The following is a 16,118-nucleotide window of genomic DNA, read 5'->3' as shown; positions in this document are numbered from 1 at the left end:
CGCATCGCCATGACCGCGCATAAAAAAACCAGTGGGTCGCCCCACTGGCTGGTGAAACAGCACCATTACTCAGAAACTTGTTGCCGCAGCCCCTACAGGTGCTCGCGATACTGCTTATCGGTCATCTCTTTAATGTCCCATTGCGTCAGGTGCGCCAGCATCGCCAGCCGTGCCTGTTCGGGCACCAGGCTCAGCCAGTCGGCGCGCTGGCGGCGCACCGCGCGGAAATAGCGCTGATAGAACGGTTTGGATAAGAAAGCTTTCATGATTACGTCCTCCCCTTTCATTGATGAAAATTATCGGCGTAATATAGGGAAAGAAAAATTGACGAGTTGAAGCGGGAGCGTTCCTCTTTTATGTCCACGTCCAGATTGCAGCAGCAGTTCATCCGCCTGTGGCAGCGCTGCCACGGTGAAACCACCGACACCACGCTGCAGGATCTGGCGGAGGTGCTCAGTTGCTCGCGGCGCCACGTGCGTTCCCTGCTGAGCGCCATGCAGCGGGAAGGCTGGCTCACCTGGCAGGCGGAGTCGGGGCGCGGCAAGCGTTCGCGGCTAACCTTCCACTACACCGGCCTGGCGCTGCAGCAACAGCGGGCCGAGGAGTTGCTGGAACAGGATCGCATCGATCAGCTGGTACAACTGGTGGGCGACAAAAGCGTGGTGCGCCAGATGCTGCTGTCGCAGCTGGGGCGCAGCTTCCGCCAGGGGAAACACATCCTGCGGGTGCTCTACTATCGGCAGTTGTACAATCTGCTGCCCGGCTCGGCGCTGCGGCGTTCCGAGACCCATTTGGCGCGTCAGATCTTCAACGGCCTGACGCGCATAAATGAGGAAAACGGGGAACTGGAGTCCGATCTGTCCCACCATTGGCAGGCGCTGACGCCCTTGCACTGGCGGTTTTACCTGCGCCCGGCGATCCATTTTCATCACGGCCGCGAGCTGGAGATGGCGGACGTCATCACTTCCCTCTCGCGTCTGACCTCGCAACCGCTGTTCTCGCATATCGAAAGCGTCACCTCGCCGACGCCGTTCATTATCGACGTGCATCTGCGCAGCCCCGACCACTGGCTGCCCTGGCTGCTGGGCAGCGTGCAGGCCATGATCCTGCCGCGCGAATGGCGCGAACTGCCGGATTTCGCCCGCCATCCGGTCGGCACCGGCCCCTACCGCGTGGTGCGCAATCTTCCCAGCCAGATGAAGATCCACGCCTTCGACGACTATTTCGGCTACCGGGCGCTGATCGACGAGGTGAACATCTGGGTGCTGCCGGAGTTCTCCGAAGAGCTGGTGCACTCCGGCGTGCAGCTGCAGGGCGATGAAACCGGCAAAAACGAACTGGAAAGCCGACTGGAAGAGGGCTGTTATTTCTTGCTGTTCGATCAGCGCTCCCCGCTGGCCGCCGACCCCGCCATTCGCAGCTGGCTGTGCGAATTGATCAACCCCATTTCGCTGCTGAGCCGCGCCGGGCCGCTCTACCAGCGCTACTGGTCGCCGGCGTACGGCCTGCTGCCCCGCTGGCACCACAACCGCGCGCTGGCGCAGCAGCCCAAACCGGCGGGGTTGACCGAACTGACGATGACCCACTTCAATGAGCATTCGGAGTTTCACGCCATTCGCCAGGCGATTGAACCGCTGCTGGCGCAGCACGGCATCCGCCTGATTGTGCAAAGCGTGGATTACGCCACCTGGCACCAGGGCGACGCGCGCAGCGATCTGTGGCTCGGCAGCGCCAACTTCTATCTGCCGCTGGAGTTTTCGCTGTTCGCCACGCTGTACGAACTGCCGCTGATGCAGCACTGCATGAACGAAGATCTGGCGCAGGACGCGGCGCTGTGGCGCGCCAACCGCTTGCCGCTGGCGGAGTTCTGCCAGCGTCTGGTCAGCAACCACCAGCTGCATCCGCTGTTCCACCACTGGCTGCAGCTGCACGGCCAGCGCAGCATGCGCGGCGTGCGGATGAACACCCTCGGCTGGTTCGACTTCAAGTCCGCCTGGTTTGCCCCGCCGGAGACATAAGCGCCTTTCGCCCAAGTCGGTTAATCTTTACAATAGCGCCGTCTCAACGGGGTGCGGAGAGCCGGGCCGCCTAATAAGCCCGATTTTCCGCTGAGAGCACACCCGTCGAACCTGATCCGGTCAATACCGGCGGAGGGATTTGAGCCCAGCGAACCGGCGACGCCGCCTCGCCCCCTCAGATGCCCTTGCCCCCTTATTTTTCAGGAGTGCAACGTGGTCAAAAAATTTCTGCCCTGCTTATTGCTGCTGTGCGCCGCGCCGGCGTTCGCCAAGCCGACGCTGACGGTTTACACCTACGATTCCTTCGCCGCCGACTGGGGCCCTGGCCCGGCGGTGAAAAAAGCCTTCGAAGCCGAATGCGGCTGTGAACTGAAGTTCGTCGCGCTGGAAGACGGCGTCTCGCTGCTGAACCGCCTGCGCATGGAAGGCAAAAACAGCGCCGCCGACGTGGTGCTGGGGCTGGACAACAACCTGCTGCAGGCGGCGCAGCAAACCGGCCTGTTCGCGCCAAGCGGCGTCGACACCGCCAAGCTGACGGTGCCGGGCGGCTGGCAGGACGCGACCTTCGTGCCTTACGACTACGGGTACTTCGCCTTCGTCTACAACAAAGAAAAACTGAAGAACCCGCCGAAAAGCCTGCAGGAGCTGGTCAGCGGCGACCGCAACTGGAAAGTGATCTACGAAGATCCGCGCACCAGCACGCCGGGGCTCGGCCTGCTGCTGTGGATGCAAAAAGTGTATGGCGACAAGGCGCCGGCCGCCTGGCAGCAGCTGGCGAAGAAGACCGTCACCGTCACCAAAGGCTGGAGCGAGGCCTACGGCCTGTTCCTGAAAGGCGAAGGCGACCTGGTGCTCAGCTACACCACGTCTCCGGCCTATCACCTGATCGAAGAGAAAAAAGACCTTTACGCCGCCGCCACGTTCAGCGAAGGCCACTACCTGCAGGTGGAAGTGGCGGGCAAGCTGAAAGCCGCCAAACAGCCTGAGCTGGCCGAGCGCTTCATGCAGTTCATGGTGACGCCGGCATTCCAGAACACCATCCCGACCGGCAACTGGATGTACCCGGTGATCAACACCCCGCTGCCCGTCGGTTTTGAGCAGATGAACGTGCCGCAGACCGCGCTGCAATACAGCGCCGAAGAGGTGGCCAAACAACGCGGCGGTTGGATCCGGGCATGGCAAACCGCCGTCAGCCGCTGATCCCCCGCTGGCTCTGGCCGGGGCTGCTGGCCGCCGGCGTGATCCTGCTGGTCGCCGCACTGGCGATGGGTTCACTGTGGCGTCACGCGCCGGACAGCGACTGGCGCGGCCTGTGGCAGGACAGTTACCTGTGGCACGTGGTGCGCTTCACCTTCTGGCAGGCGCTGTTGTCGGCGCTGATTTCGGTGCTGCCCGCCGTTCTGCTGGCGCGTGCGCTCTATCGCCGCCGTTTCCCCGGCCGACAGCTGCTGCTGCGGCTGTGCGCCATGACGCTGGTGCTGCCGGTGCTGGTGGCGGTGTTCGGCCTGCTCAGCGTCTATGGGCGCCAGGGCTGGCTGGCGACGCTGTGCGGCTGGCTGGGCGTCGAGTATGGCTTCTCGCCCTACGGGCTGCAGGGCATTCTACTGGCGCACCTGTTCTTTAACCTGCCGCTGGCCACCCGCCTGTTGCTGCAGGCGCTGGAGAACATTCCGGTGGAGCAGCGCCAGCTGGCCGCCCAACTGGGTATGAACGGCTGGCAGCAGTTCCGTTTCGTCGAATGGCCGGCGCTGCGTCGCCAGATCCTGCCGAGCGGCGCGCTGATCTTCATGCTGTGCTTCGCCAGCTTCGCCACCGTGCTGTCGCTGGGCGGCGGGCCGCAGGCCACCACCATCGAACTGGCGATCTACCAGGCGCTGAGTTACGACTACGATCTGGGGCGTGCCGCCATGCTGGCGCTGATCCAGCTGGGCTGTTGCCTCGGGCTGGTGTTGATCAGTCAGCGCCTGAGCCAGGCATTGCCGGTGGGGCATACCCACGCCCAGCGCTGGCGCAATCCGGAAGACAGCCTGTGGCGGCGCATCAGCGATTTTCTGCTGATCGCCGCCACCCTGCTGCTGCTGCTGCCGCCTCTGCTGGCGGTGATCGCCGACGGCGCCAATCAGGCCATTGTCAGCGTGCTGCGCCAGCCGGTGCTGTGGCAGGCGCTGTTCACGTCGCTGCGCATCGCCCTCGGCGCCGGGCTGCTGTGCGTGGCGCTCACGATGATGCTGCTGTGGAGCAGCCGCGAGCTGAAACTGCGGCAGCAGCTGCACGGCGGCCAGGCGCTGGAGCTGAGCGGCATGGTGATCCTGGCGATGCCGGGCATCGTGCTGGCCACCGGCTTCTTCCTGCTGCTGAGCGATACAATTGGGTTGCCGCAGTCGCCCTATGCGCTGGTGATCCTCACCAATGCGCTGATGGCGGTGCCCTACGCGCTAAAGGTGTTGGAGAACCCGATGCGCGACCTCGCCGAACGTTACAATCCGCTGTGCCTGTCGCTGGATATCCGCGGCTGGCAACGGCTGCGGCTGATTGAGCTGCGCGCCCTGCGCCGCCCGCTGGCGCAGGCGCTGGCCTTCGCCTGCGTGCTGTCGATCGGCGACTTCGGCGTGGTCGCCTTGTTTGGCAACGAGCATTTCCGTACCCTGCCTTTTTACCTGTATCAGCAGATTGGCGCCTACCGCAGCAACGACGGGGCGGTGACCGCGCTGCTGTTGCTGCTGCTGTGCTTCCTGTTGTTTACCCTGATTGAACGCTTACCGGGCCGCCATGCTGACGCTTGAAAAACTGACCTACCTGTATGAACACCTGCCGATGCGCTTTGATCTGCGCATCCAGCCGGGCGAGCGCGTCGCGGTGCTCGGCCCCAGCGGCGCCGGTAAAAGCACCTTGCTGAGCCTGATCGCCGGTTTTCTGCCGGCGGCCAGCGGCCGGCTGCTGCTGAACGGCGAAGACCACACCGCCACCCCGCCGGCCAAGCGGCCGGTGTCGATGCTGTTTCAGGAGAACAACCTGTTCGCGCACCTGACGGTAGCGCAGAACATCGGGCTGGGGTTGGATCCCGGTCTGCGCTTGACTGAACAACAGCGCCAACAGCGGGAGCACATCGCCCGTCAGGTCGGCCTGGAAGAGCACCTGGAGCGCCTGCCGTCGCAACTTTCCGGCGGCCAGCGTCAGCGCGCCGCGCTGGCGCGCTGTTTGATTCGCCAACGGCCGATCCTGTTGCTCGACGAACCCTTCTCGGCGCTCGATCCGGCGCTGCGCAACGAGATGCTGCAGCTGCTGCAAACGGTATGCGAACAGCGCAACCTGACGCTGCTGATGGTGTCGCACAACCTCGACGACGCCGCACGCATCGCGCCGCGCACGCTGCTGGTGGTCGACGGCCACATCTATTACGACGGCACGACGCAGGCCCTGATGGACGGCAGCGCGCCCGAAGCGCGCGTGCTGGGCATTTCGGGCAAAGCGTGATCTGACGCGCGTTTTTTATGCTGCGCCAATAAACCTGTTGTGCGAATTTTGCGCCTGTGTTTTTATAAAAACCTGACTTTTTTTACTGATGATAAGGTTCCCTGTGATCGCATCCTCGCTGACTTCGACCCTACTAGTTACCGCGCTACCAGCCGCGGTGGTCGTCGTGCGTGTGGTGGTGGTCGTCGGCAATGCGCCGTAGGGTCCGAATCAACGCATCGATTCCCAAACCCCGCCGGCGCAAACCGGGCGGGGTTTCTTGTTTTAGCACCCTGTCCAGCAAAGCTCACCGGCCTTGAGAAAGGACAGGAACATGGCAACTTCGGGCACGCCTCAACCGAGTACCCGCTTCACCGGCGCACAATTGATCGTTCATCTGCTGGAGCGTCAGGGCATCACCACCGTCGCCGGCATTCCCGGCGGCGCCGCGCTGCCGCTGTATGACGCGCTGAGCCAAAGCACCCGCATTCACCACGTGCTGGCGCGCCACGAACAGGGCGCGGGCTTTATGGCGCAAGGCATGGCGCGCGCCAACGGCAAGGCGGCGGTGTGCATCGCCTCCAGCGGGCCGGGCGCCACCAACCTGGTCACCGCCATCGCCGACGCCAAGCTCGACTCCATTCCGCTGGTGTGCATCACCGGTCAGGTGCCCTCCTCGATGATCGGCACCGACGCCTTCCAGGAAGTGGATACCTACGGCATTTCCATCCCGATCACCAAGCACAACCATCTGGTGCGCGATATCCGTGAACTGCCGCAGGTGATTGGCGACGCCTTCCGTATCGCCGAGTCCGGCCGCCCCGGCCCGGTCTGGATCGATGTGCCGAAAGACGTGCAAACCGCCACCATCACGCTGGAAGAGCTGCCGCCGATCGCCGTGCCGGACGCCGCTCCAAGCTTCGATCCGGCGCTGGTTTCGCAAGCGGCCGCGATGATCAATCAGGCGAAACGCCCGATCCTCTACCTGGGCGGCGGCATCATCTGCGCCGACGCCCACCGGCAAGCGGTGGAACTGGCCGAACGCGCCGGTCTGCCCACCACCATGACGCTGATGGCGCTGGGCGCGATGCCGGTGGAACACCCGCTGTCGCTGGGCATGCTGGGCATGCACGCGGCGCGCAGCACCAACTTCATTCTGCAGGAAGCCGATCTGCTGATCGTGCTGGGCGCGCGCTTCGACGATCGGGCGATCGGCAAAACCGAGCAGTTCTGCCCTAACGCCGCCATCATTCATGTGGATATCGACCGCGCCGAGCTGGGCAAGGTCAAACAGGCCAACGTTGCGATCCATGCCGACGTCGGCCAGGTGCTGCGCCAGTTGCTGCCGCAGATCGACACGCAGCCGCGCAGCGCATGGCTGAACACCGTCAATGACCTGAAACGCGAATTCCCGTTCAACATGCCGAACGCCGACGATCCGCTGAGCCATTACGGCCTGGTGCTGGCCGCCGCGCGCTGTGTGGACGACAGCGCCATCATCACCACCGACGTAGGCCAGCATCAGATGTGGGTGGCGCAAGCCTATCCGCTGAGCCGGCCGCGCCAGTGGCTGACGTCGGGCGGTCTGGGCACCATGGGCTTCGGTCTGCCGGCGGCGATCGGCGCAGCGCTGGCGGAGCCCGAGCGCAAAGTGCTGTGCTTCTCCGGCGACGGCAGCCTGATGATGAACATTCAGGAAATGGCCACCGCGGTCGAGCACAATCTGGACGTGAAAATCATTTTGATGAACAACCAGGCGCTGGGGCTGGTGCACCAGCAGCAAACCCTGTTCTACCAGCAGCGCATCTTCGCCGCCGCCTACCCGAAGCGCACCGACTTCCTGAAGATCGCCGCCGGATTCGGGCTGGATACCTGCGATCTGAACGCCGCGGAAGATCCGCAGGCGGCGCTGGCCGAGGCGATCCAACGCCCGGGCCCCTGCCTGATCCACGCGCTGATCGATATCAACGAAAAAGTATTCCCGATGGTGCCGCCGGGCGCCGCCAACATCGACATGATTGGAGAATAAGCCATGCTGCAACCACAAGATAAACCCCAAGTGATCCTGGAGCTGGCAGTGCGTAACCATCCCGGCGTGATGTCGCACGTTTGCGGGCTGTTCGCCCGCCGCGCGTTCAACGTCGAAGGCATTCTGTGTCTGCCGCTAAAAGACGGCCAGCAGAGCCGCATTTGGCTATTGGTCGCCGACGATCAGCGGCTGGAGCAAATGATCAGCCAGGTGGAAAAGCTGGAAGACGTGCTGCAGGTGAAGCGCCACAGCGAAGACGTGCGGGTATTTGAACAGCTGGAAGCGTTCTTCCAATAAGGCGAACGGGGGCTTTCGCCCCCTTTGGTCATTGACCCGACAACACCTGCCACAGCAGGTGGCGATACACCGGCATCAGCGGCTGCTGACTCAGCGCATAACCGACCGCCAGCGCCGCCAGCCAACTCAATCCGCAAACCACGCGCAGCCGCAGCGGCGTCAGCCAACGGCTCAGTCGATCGGCGTTGCGCTTACCCTCACGCCACCAACGCCAGCTCAACCATACCGCCAGCCAGACCAGCAGCGCCGCCGCGAGCAGCAGCCACTTGAACATCGCGCTGTCGGCGCCGGCGGGAATATCGATCGCCACGCCCGCCAGAATGCCGGGGAAGAAATAAACCGGCGGCCAGGTCAGGCAACCGATGATGTTCGGCAGCGCGAACTTGTACGGCGGCAAATCGAGCATGCCGGCCACCATTGGCACCAGCGGGCGCGTCGGGCCGACGAAGCGGCCGATCAGAATGGTCGCCATGCTGTGCTGGTGCAAGGCATGCTCGGTTTTGTCGAGCAGCGCCTTGTTCTTCTTCAGGAATGACCAACGGTGTAAAGGCCCCTTGAACGCGCGGCCGACGAAATAAGAGATCCAGTCGCCGAGCAGACAGCCGACGATGCCCGCCGCCCAGGCGTAGTAAAAGTCCACCTTGCCGCTGCCGATCAGCGCGCCGATGCTGGCCATCATCACCGTGCCGGGCAGCAACAGCCCCACCAGCGCCAGCGACTCCAGAAAAGCGACCAGCAGGACGACCATCAGGGTGAAAGCCAGTGACTGGGTGATCAAATCTTGTAAATAGGCTTCCATTACACCTCTGCGGATTATTCGGGCCAAACGGGGCGGAGGATTTTCCAGCGCCGCCGCTGACGAGTCAATCGATGAATTGTATGCGTATTTGGCAACGCCGCGCGGCGATGGACAATTACTGTATAAAAACCCATACTATAATTTATCTATATTAGCGCCAAAACCGACATCACGCTGAACGTCGCGCACGCCGCCCGGTGGAAAACGAAGGGGTTATGACTGCACTGCAACAGGGTTTCCTGCTCACTCGCCACTGGCGCGACACGCCAGCCGGCACCGAGGTCGAATTTTGGCTGGCGACCGACGCAGGCCCGCGTCAGCTGCGTCTGCCGCCGCAGACCTCGGTGGCGTTTATCCCCGCCGAACAAAGGCAGCGCGCGGAACTGCTGCTGCGGGAAGAGCGGCAAGTCGAACTAAAACCGCTGGCGCTGACGGATTTTCATCACCGCCCGATGCTGGGGCTGTACTGCCGCCAGCACCGTCAGCTCATCAAGCTGGAAAAACTGCTGCGGGAAGGCGGCGTTACGGTCTACGAGGCCGACATTCGCCCGCCGGAGCGTTACCTGATGGAACGCTTCATCACCGCGCCGGTATGGTTCAACGGCAGCCCCGACGGCGGCGGCCCGTTGCTCAACGGCCAGATGAAGCCGGCGCCGGAGTACCGTCCAACGCTAAAACTGGTGTCGCTGGATATCGAAACCACCGCCCACGGCGAACTTTACTCTATCGCGCTGGAGGGCTGCGGCCAGCGTCAGGTCTATATGCTGGGGCCGGCCAACGGCGGCGATGCGCCGCTGGATTTCGATCTGGAGTACTGCGCCAGCCGCCCTCAGCTGCTGGAGCAGTTGAACGCCTGGCTGGAGCGGCACGATCCCGACGCCATCATCGGCTGGAACCTGGTGCAGTTCGATCTGCGAGTGCTGCAGAAGCACGCCGAGCGCTACCAAATCCCGCTGCGGCTGGGACGTGGCGGCAACCTGCTGGAGTGGCGCGAGCATGGCTTCAAGCAGAATCACTTTTTCGCCGCCGCCGCCGGCCGCCTGATCATCGACGGCATCGAGGCGCTGAAATCCGCCACCTGGAATTTTCCCTCCTTCAGCCTGGAGTACGTTTCGCAGGAACTGCTGGGCGAAGGCAAGGCGATCGACAATCCTTATCAACGCATGGCGGAGATCGACCGGCGCTTCGCCGAAGACAAGCCGGCGCTGGCACGCTACAACCTGAAGGACTGTGAACTGGTGACGCGCATCTTCGCCAAGGCCGATCTGCTCAACTTCCTGCTGGAGCGCGCCACCGTCACCGGGCTGGCGGCCGATCGCAGCGGCGGATCGGTGGCGGCCTTCAGCCACCTCTATATGCCGCGCATGCATCGCCTTGGCTTTGTCGCCCCCAACCTCGGCGAACAGCCGGAAGAGCACAGCCCCGGCGGCTTCGTGATGGATTCCCGGCCCGGCCTGTACGACTCGGTGCTGGTGCTGGACTATAAAAGCCTGTACCCGTCGATCATCCGCACCTTCCTGATCGATCCGGTCGGGTTGGTGGAAGGCATGCGCCACCCAAACGACGCCGACTCGGTGCCCGGCTTTCGCAACGCCCGCTTCTCGCGCAGCAAACACTGCCTGCCGGCGATCGTCGAGCAGATCTGGCAAGGGCGCGAGGCCGCCAAACGCCAGCACAACAAGCCGCTGTCGCAGGCGCTGAAGATCATCATGAACGCGCTGTACGGCGTGCTGGGATCGAGCGGCTGCCGCTTCTTCGATCCGCGGCTGGCGTCGTCGATCACCCTGCGCGGCCACGAGATCATGCGCCAAACCCGCGAGCTGATCGAAGCCGAAGGCTATCAGGTGATTTACGGCGACACCGACTCCACCTTCGTCTGGCTGAAACAGCCGCATGACGAGCAACAGGCGGCGCAGATCGGCCGGGCGCTGGTGCAACGGGTCAACGCCTGGTGGCAGCAGCATCTGCAACAGCAGTTCGGGCTGGAGAACGCGCTGGAGCTGGAGTTCGAAACCCACTATTCCCGCTTCCTGATGCCGACCATTCGCGGCGCCGAACAGGGCAGCAAAAAACGCTACGCCGGCCTGGTCGCGCGCGCCGACGGCGAGGAAGAGATGGTGTATAAAGGCCTGGAAACGGTGCGCACCGACTGGACGCCGCTGGCGCAGCAGTTCCAGCAGCAGCTCTATCAGCGCATCTTCAAACGGCAACCTTATCAGGACTATGTGCGCGACTACGTCGGCAAAACCCTGAACGGCGACTTCGACGATCAACTGGTGTACCGCAAACGGCTGCGCAGAAAGCTCGATGACTATCAGCGCAACGTGCCGCCGCACGCCCGCGCCGCGCGCATCGCCGACGACTACAACCGCAGTCAGGGGCGGCCGCTGCAGTATCAGAACGGCGGCTGGATCAGCTACGTGATGACCGTGGCCGGGCCGGAACCGCTGGAAACCCGCCATTCGCCCATCGATTATCAGCACTACCTTGAACGCCAGCTGCAACCGGTGGCAGACGCTATACTCCCTTTCTTGCACGACGACTTCACCACGCTGGTCACCGGGCAGATGGGGCTGTTTTGAGATTGCGCCAGGTTAAGAAAAATCATCCGGTTTTGCAGGTGACGAACGCGCCGCCTTCCATTACCATAGCGCCCTTCCCAAAACTGAACCACGCTTAGCCCTGCCGTCTCGCGACGTCTGCATGGCGTGAACGGCTATTGCCCGCCAAATTTAAAACAAACCGGGATTAGCAGACGTTCAGTACAGGTGCCGCGGCCCTTCCCGCCCGGTAACAAGACTTACTTACAAAGAATCGAGCCGACAATATATGCCTTTTACTCTTGGTCAACGCTGGATCAGCGACACGGAAAGCGAATTAGGACTGGGCACCGTCGTGGCGCTGGACGCGCGCATGATTACCCTGCTTTTCCCCGCCACCGGTGAAAACCGCCTCTATGCCAGAAACGATTCGCCGATCACCCGCGTGATGTTCAACCCGGGCGATACCGTCAGCAGCCACGAGGGGTGGCAGCTGCAGGTGGAAGAGGTGAAAGAGGAAAACGGTCTGTTGACCTATATCGGCACCCGCCTGGATACCCAGGAAAGCGGCGTGGCGATGCGCGAAGTGCTGCTGGACAGCAAACTGACCTTCAGCAAGCCGCAGGATCGCCTGTTCGCCGGCCAAATCGACCGCATGGATCGTTTCGCGCTGCGTTTTCGCGCCCGCAAATACCAGAGCGAGCAGTATCGCCTGCCGTTCGCCGGCCTGCGCGGCATGCGCGCCAGCCTGATCCCGCACCAGCTGCACATCGCTCATGAAGTCGGCCAGCGCCATGCGCCGCGCGTTCTGCTGGCGGACGAAGTCGGCCTCGGCAAAACCATCGAAGCCGGCATGATCATCCACCAGCAACTGCTGGCGGGCCGCGCCGAGCGCGTGCTGATCGTGGTGCCGGAAACGCTGCAGCACCAGTGGCTGGTAGAGATGATGCGCCGCTTCAACCTCTATTTCTCGCTGTTCGACGACAGCCGCTACGCCGAAGCCAAGCTCGACAGCAGCAACCCGTTCGAGACCGAACAGCTGGTGATCTGCTCGCTGGACTTCGTGCGCCGCAACAAGCAGCGCCTGGAAGAGCTGGCGGACGCCCAGTGGGATCTGCTGGTGGTCGATGAAGCGCACCACCTGGCCTGGAGCGAAGAAGCGCCGAGCCGCGAATATCAGGTGATCGAACAGTTGGCCGAGCATATCCCCGGCGTACTGCTGCTGACCGCCACCCCGGAACAGCTGGGTCAACAGAGCCACTTTGCGCGCCTGCGCCTGCTCGATCCGAACCGTTTCCACGACTACGGCGAGTTCGTCGCCGAACAGCAGAAATACCGTCCGGTGGCCGACGCCGTCACCCTGCTGCTGAGCGGTGAACGCCTGGCCGACGACAAGCTTAACCTGCTGGGCGAGCTGATCGACGAGCAGGACATCGAACCGCTGCTCAAAGCGGCCAACAGCGAAGGCGACAACGCCGAGCAGGCGCGCCAGGAGCTGGTGGCCATGCTGATGGATCGCCACGGCACCAGCCGCGTGCTGTTCCGCAACACCCGTAACGGCGTGAAGGGCTTCCCGCACCGCAACCTGCACCAGATCAAGCTGCCGTTGCCAACCCAATATCAGACCGCGATCAAAGTGTCCGGCATCATGGGCGCCAAGAAATCCGTCGAAGCGCGCGCGCGCGACATGCTGTACCCGGAGCAGATCTATCAGGAATTCGAAGGCGAAAACGCCACCTGGTGGAACTTCGACCCGCGCGTCGAATGGTTGCTGGATTACCTGCTGGCCAACCGCAACGAAAAGGTGCTGGTGATCTGCGCCAAGGCCGATACTGCGCTGCAGTTGGAGCAGGTGCTGCGCGAGCGTGAAGCGATCCGCGCCGCGGTGTTCCACGAAGGGCTGTCGATCATCGAGCGCGACCGCGCCGCCGCCTACTTCGCCTCCGAAGAGGAAGGCGCGCAGGTGCTGCTGTGTTCCGAGATCGGTTCCGAAGGCCGCAACTTCCAGTTCGCCAGCCAACTGGTGATGTTCGATCTGCCGTTCAACCCGGATCTGCTGGAACAGCGCATCGGCCGTCTGGACCGTATCGGCCAGATGCACGATATCCAAATCATGGTGCCTTACCTGGAGCACACCGCACAGGCGGTGCTGGGCCGCTGGTTCCACGAAGGGCTCGACGCCTTCGAACACACCTGCCCGACCGGCCGCACCATCTACGACAGCTGCTACGAGCAGTTGATCGGCTATCTGGCCGCGCCGACCGAGCAGGAAGGCCTGGACGAATTCATCCACGCCTGCCGCCAGCAGCATGACCAGTTGAAAGCGCAGCTGGAACAGGGCCGCGACCGTCTGCTGGAGATGCACTCCAACGGCGGCGACAAGGCCCAGGCGCTGGCCGCCGCCATCGCCGAGCAAGATAACGATGTCAACCTGGTGGGCTTCGCGCTCAACCTGTTCGACATCGTCGGCATCAATCAGGAAGACCGCAGCGACAACCTGATCGTGCTGACGCCGTCCGACCATATGTTGGTGCCGGACTTCCCGGGCCTGCCGCAGGACGGCTGCACCGTCACCTTCGATCGCGATCGGGCGCTGTCACGTGAAGACGCGCAGTTCGTCAGCTGGGAACACCCGATCATCCGCAACGGCCTGGATCTGATCCTGTCCGGCGATACCGGCAGCTGCGCGGTGTCCCTGTTGAAAAACAAAGCGTTGCCGGTCGGCACCCTGCTGGTTGAGCTGGTGTACGTGGTGGAAGCCCAGGCGCCGAAACACCTGCAGCTGACCCGCTTCCTGCCGCCGACGCCGATCCGCATGCTGATGGATCGCAAGGGCACCAACCTGGCGGCGCAGGTCGAGTTCGAAAGCTTCAACCGTCAGTTGAACGCGGTCAACCGCCACACCTCCAGCAAGCTGGTCAACGCCGTGCAGCAAGACGTGCACGCCATGCTGCAGCAGGCGGAAAGCCTGGTGGAAGCGCAGGCGCGCACGCTGATCGAACAGGCGAAGCAAGAAGCGGACGACAAGCTGAGCGCCGAGCTGGCGCGTCTGGAAGCGCTGAAGGCGGTCAACCCGAACATCCGCGACGACGAAGTCGAAGCGCTGGAGTTCAACCGCCGTCAGGTGCTGGCCAACCTCAATGAAGCCGGCTGGCGCCTGGACGCCATTCGTCTGGTGGTGGTCACCCACCAGTAACCGGCGCGACATGGGGAGGCAACCGTCTCCCCGTTCGGCCCTTTTCGCGGAGCCAAGATGGAACCCTACAATCCCCCGCAGGACCCGCTGCACATCCTGTATCAGGATGAACACATCATGGTGGTCAACAAGCCCAGCGGCTTGCTGTCGGTGCCCGGCCGCGCGCCGGAAAACAAAGACAGCCTGATGACCCGCATTCAGGCCGATCATCCAGCCGCCGAATCGGTGCACCGGCTGGACATGGCCACCAGCGGGGTGATCGTGGTGGCGCTCAACAAGGCCGCCGAACGTGAGCTGAAGCGTCAATTCCGCGAACGCGAGCCGAAGAAATCCTATATCGCCCGCGTTTGGGGGCATATGGAACATGACGAAGGACTGGTGGATTTGCCGCTGATCTGCGATTGGCCGAACCGGCCGCTGCAAAAGGTGTGTTTTGACACCGGCAAAGCGGCGCAAACGGAATATCAGGTGCTGTCGCGCGACGCCGACGGCAGCACGCGCGTGAAGCTGACGCCGATCACCGGCCGCTCGCATCAGCTGCGGGTGCACATGCTGGCGCTGGGGCATCCGATCCTCGGCGACGGTTTCTACGCCCCGCCGGAGGCTAAGGCGATGGCGCCACGGCTACAGCTGCATGCGCAAGAGCTGCGCATCACCCACCCCGCCTTCCAGACGCCGATGCACTTTCGCGCCGAGCCGGATTTCTGAGCCCACCGCTCAGGGATACCCTAAATAATTCGAGTTGCAGGAAGGCGGCAAGCAAGCGCAGCCCCGGGAGCGTACAAAAAGTACGTGACCGGGGTAAGCGCGGGCAGCCAATACACCTGCGGCTCGAAGTATGACGGGTATCGTTATTTGAAGCCTTTCTCGCGTTTGATCAGGTCGTACGCCGCCTGGATCTCCTGCGCTTTCTGCTTGGCCATTTCCATCATCTGCGGCGGCAAGCCCTTCGCCACCAGCTTATCCGGATGGTGTTCGCTCATCAGCTTGCGGTAGGCGCGTTTGATGGTGGCGGCATCGTCGCTGCTGCGCACGCCGAGCACCTTGCAGGCATCGTCGAGCGTCGGGCCGCGCTGAGCCTGCTGATAGCCGCCCTGCGAATACCCGCCCTGCTGACCGCCGCCGAACTGACGCCCGCCCTCCATCATGCTGAGGAACTGATCGAACTGCGCGCGCGAAATGCCGAGTTCTTCGGCGATGACGTACAGCACCTGACGTTCGTTCGGGTGCAGCGAGCCGTCGGCGAACGCCGCCTGGATCTGAATTTCCAGAAACATCCGAATCAGATCGAAGCGGCCGAAACAGATGCTGCGGAACTGCTGCAGCGTCTCACGCAGCGGGAACTGGCTCTGTTTGCCCTCGCGGAACGCCTGCTGCGCCGCGGTGCGCGCTTCGCCGTGTAGCTGCAGGCGATCCATGAACAGGCTGGCGATCTGGATATCCGCCTCGGTAACGCGTCCCTTGGATTTGGTCAGGTGGCCCATCACCTGAAAAGTGGTGCGGAAAAACAGCGTTTGCCGCGTTTGCTGGTCGGTGAAAAACCCCCGGCTGCGCTTGTTGCTGCGCGCCGTATCGATCATATGACCGATAATCAGCCCCAGAACTACACCCCAGAATCCCGCGCCAGACCAGATGGCGACGATGACGCCGAGCAGTTTTCCCCAATACTGCATATACTCCTCAATTATCATGCCGAAAGCCGCCCGCTCTCCTTCGCTTCAGGAAAGGGCGCAGGCGATTTTTCCTAGAATTTGGATTATCATACCTGTCATTTATCTTTGCGCCT

The 16,118-nt window shown here is 62.9% G+C and carries 13 protein-coding genes and 1 riboswitch; of the genes, 10 read left to right on the top strand and 3 right to left on the bottom strand.

All coding sequences use genetic code 11. The annotated features are described in order from the left end of the window. Nucleotides 1-92 precede the first annotated feature (92 nt). Nucleotides 93-266: a glucose uptake inhibitor SgrT gene (sgrT, locus tag ACJ8KE_RS15555; protein WP_016929104.1), complete on the bottom strand. Its 174-nt coding sequence runs from the start codon at nucleotides 264-266 to the stop codon at nucleotides 93-95. Nucleotides 267-356: 90 nt separating this feature from the next. Here sgrT and sgrR point away from each other — a divergent pair, with 90 nt between their 5' ends. The 7 genes from sgrR (at nucleotide 357) to ilvN (ending at nucleotide 7,797) form a co-directional block, all read left to right on the top strand. Continuing rightward, entirely contained in the window at nucleotides 357-2,018 is a 1,662-nt protein-coding gene (gene sgrR, locus ACJ8KE_RS15550; RefSeq protein WP_305179419.1) for an HTH-type transcriptional regulator SgrR, read from the top strand. 37 nt (nucleotides 2,019-2,055) lie between these two features. After that, nucleotides 2,056-2,174: riboswitch (TPP riboswitch) on the top strand. Between the two features lie 57 nt (nucleotides 2,175-2,231). Further along, nucleotides 2,232-3,218, top strand: a complete 987-nt coding sequence (gene thiB / locus ACJ8KE_RS15545; protein ID WP_261460064.1) for a thiamine ABC transporter substrate binding subunit — start codon at nucleotides 2,232-2,234, stop codon at nucleotides 3,216-3,218. Further along, complete coding sequence (thiP, locus tag ACJ8KE_RS15540) at nucleotides 3,194-4,801, top strand: thiamine/thiamine pyrophosphate ABC transporter permease ThiP (protein ID WP_442517305.1); 1,608 nt, start codon at nucleotides 3,194-3,196, stop codon at nucleotides 4,799-4,801. The genes thiB and thiP overlap by 25 nt, the downstream gene beginning before the upstream one ends. After that, the gene (gene thiQ, locus ACJ8KE_RS15535; RefSeq protein WP_016929108.1) at nucleotides 4,788-5,492 is read left to right on the top strand and encodes a thiamine ABC transporter ATP-binding protein ThiQ; all 705 of its coding nucleotides are present in this window, start codon (nucleotides 4,788-4,790) and stop codon (nucleotides 5,490-5,492) included. Before thiP ends, thiQ begins: the two co-directional genes overlap by 14 nt. An 88-nt stretch (nucleotides 5,493-5,580) precedes the next feature. Then, nucleotides 5,581-5,694 carry an ilvB operon leader peptide IvbL gene (gene ivbL / locus ACJ8KE_RS15530; protein WP_154747116.1) on the top strand — a complete coding sequence of 38 codons (114 nt, stop codon included), beginning with the start codon at nucleotides 5,581-5,583 and terminating at the stop codon, nucleotides 5,692-5,694. 111 nt (nucleotides 5,695-5,805) lie between these two features. Next, nucleotides 5,806-7,500, top strand: coding sequence for an acetolactate synthase large subunit (gene ilvB, locus ACJ8KE_RS15525; RefSeq protein WP_028127860.1), 1,695 nt, complete (start codon nucleotides 5,806-5,808; stop codon nucleotides 7,498-7,500). A gap of 3 nt (nucleotides 7,501-7,503) precedes the next feature. Continuing rightward, on the top strand, nucleotides 7,504-7,797 hold the full coding sequence (gene ilvN, locus ACJ8KE_RS15520) for an acetolactate synthase small subunit (RefSeq protein WP_016929110.1): 294 nt from the start codon (nucleotides 7,504-7,506) through the stop codon (nucleotides 7,795-7,797). Between the two features lie 28 nt (nucleotides 7,798-7,825). Here ilvN and ACJ8KE_RS15515 read toward each other — a convergent pair whose 3' ends face one another. Then, nucleotides 7,826-8,596: a DedA family protein gene (locus tag ACJ8KE_RS15515; protein WP_016929111.1), complete on the bottom strand. Its 771-nt coding sequence runs from the start codon at nucleotides 8,594-8,596 to the stop codon at nucleotides 7,826-7,828. A gap of 215 nt (nucleotides 8,597-8,811) precedes the next feature. On the opposite strand from ACJ8KE_RS15515, the gene ACJ8KE_RS15510 reads away from it, so the two are divergent. From ACJ8KE_RS15510 to rluA, 3 genes are all read left to right on the top strand, one after another. Beyond that, a complete protein-coding gene (locus ACJ8KE_RS15510) occupies nucleotides 8,812-11,178 on the top strand; it encodes a DNA polymerase II (protein WP_239442109.1) in 2,367 nt (788 codons plus the stop codon). Between the two features lie 247 nt (nucleotides 11,179-11,425). Continuing rightward, complete coding sequence (gene rapA / locus ACJ8KE_RS15505) at nucleotides 11,426-14,332, top strand: RNA polymerase-associated protein RapA (protein WP_028127862.1); 2,907 nt, start codon at nucleotides 11,426-11,428, stop codon at nucleotides 14,330-14,332. Between the two features lie 57 nt (nucleotides 14,333-14,389). After that, nucleotides 14,390-15,040, top strand: coding sequence for a bifunctional tRNA pseudouridine(32) synthase/23S rRNA pseudouridine(746) synthase RluA (gene rluA / locus ACJ8KE_RS15500; RefSeq protein WP_016929114.1), 651 nt, complete (start codon nucleotides 14,390-14,392; stop codon nucleotides 15,038-15,040). A gap of 143 nt (nucleotides 15,041-15,183) precedes the next feature. On the opposite strand, the gene djlA is transcribed toward rluA, so the two are convergent. Beyond that, nucleotides 15,184-16,005: a co-chaperone DjlA gene (gene djlA / locus ACJ8KE_RS15495; protein WP_015376627.1), complete on the bottom strand. Its 822-nt coding sequence runs from the start codon at nucleotides 16,003-16,005 to the stop codon at nucleotides 15,184-15,186. Nucleotides 16,006-16,118 lie beyond the last annotated feature (113 nt).

It is taken from the genome of Serratia sp. CY56464, assembly GCF_052168435.1.
GTDB classification, from domain to species: Bacteria; Pseudomonadota; Gammaproteobacteria; order Enterobacterales; family Enterobacteriaceae; genus Serratia; species Serratia marcescens.
Note: the sequence above shows the minus strand (reverse complement) of the source record. Positions and strands in the feature narration are given on the sequence as shown.

What these genes read in the sequence shown, in the direction of transcription:
- rapA (WP_028127862.1), top strand. Translation starts at nt 11,426, where the DNA reads ATGCCTTTTACTCTTGGTCAACGCTGGATCAGCGACACGGAAAGCGAA.
- ACJ8KE_RS15510 (WP_239442109.1), top strand. Translation starts at nt 8,812, where the DNA reads ATGACTGCACTGCAACAGGGTTTCCTGCTCACTCGCCACTGGCGCGAC.
- sgrT (WP_016929104.1), bottom strand. Translation starts at nt 266, where the DNA reads ATGAAAGCTTTCTTATCCAAACCGTTCTATCAGCGCTATTTCCGCGCG.
- ilvN (WP_016929110.1), top strand. Translation starts at nt 7,504, where the DNA reads ATGCTGCAACCACAAGATAAACCCCAAGTGATCCTGGAGCTGGCAGTG.
- ilvB (WP_028127860.1), top strand. Translation starts at nt 5,806, where the DNA reads ATGGCAACTTCGGGCACGCCTCAACCGAGTACCCGCTTCACCGGCGCA.
- sgrR (WP_305179419.1), top strand. Translation starts at nt 357, where the DNA reads ATGTCCACGTCCAGATTGCAGCAGCAGTTCATCCGCCTGTGGCAGCGC.
- rluA (WP_016929114.1), top strand. Translation starts at nt 14,390, where the DNA reads ATGGAACCCTACAATCCCCCGCAGGACCCGCTGCACATCCTGTATCAG.
- ivbL (WP_154747116.1), top strand. Translation starts at nt 5,581, where the DNA reads ATGATAAGGTTCCCTGTGATCGCATCCTCGCTGACTTCGACCCTACTA.
- thiQ (WP_016929108.1), top strand. Translation starts at nt 4,788, where the DNA reads ATGCTGACGCTTGAAAAACTGACCTACCTGTATGAACACCTGCCGATG.
- djlA (WP_015376627.1), bottom strand. Translation starts at nt 16,005, where the DNA reads ATGCAGTATTGGGGAAAACTGCTCGGCGTCATCGTCGCCATCTGGTCT.
- ACJ8KE_RS15515 (WP_016929111.1), bottom strand. Translation starts at nt 8,596, where the DNA reads ATGGAAGCCTATTTACAAGATTTGATCACCCAGTCACTGGCTTTCACC.
- thiP (WP_442517305.1), top strand. Translation starts at nt 3,194, where the DNA reads ATGGCAAACCGCCGTCAGCCGCTGATCCCCCGCTGGCTCTGGCCGGGG.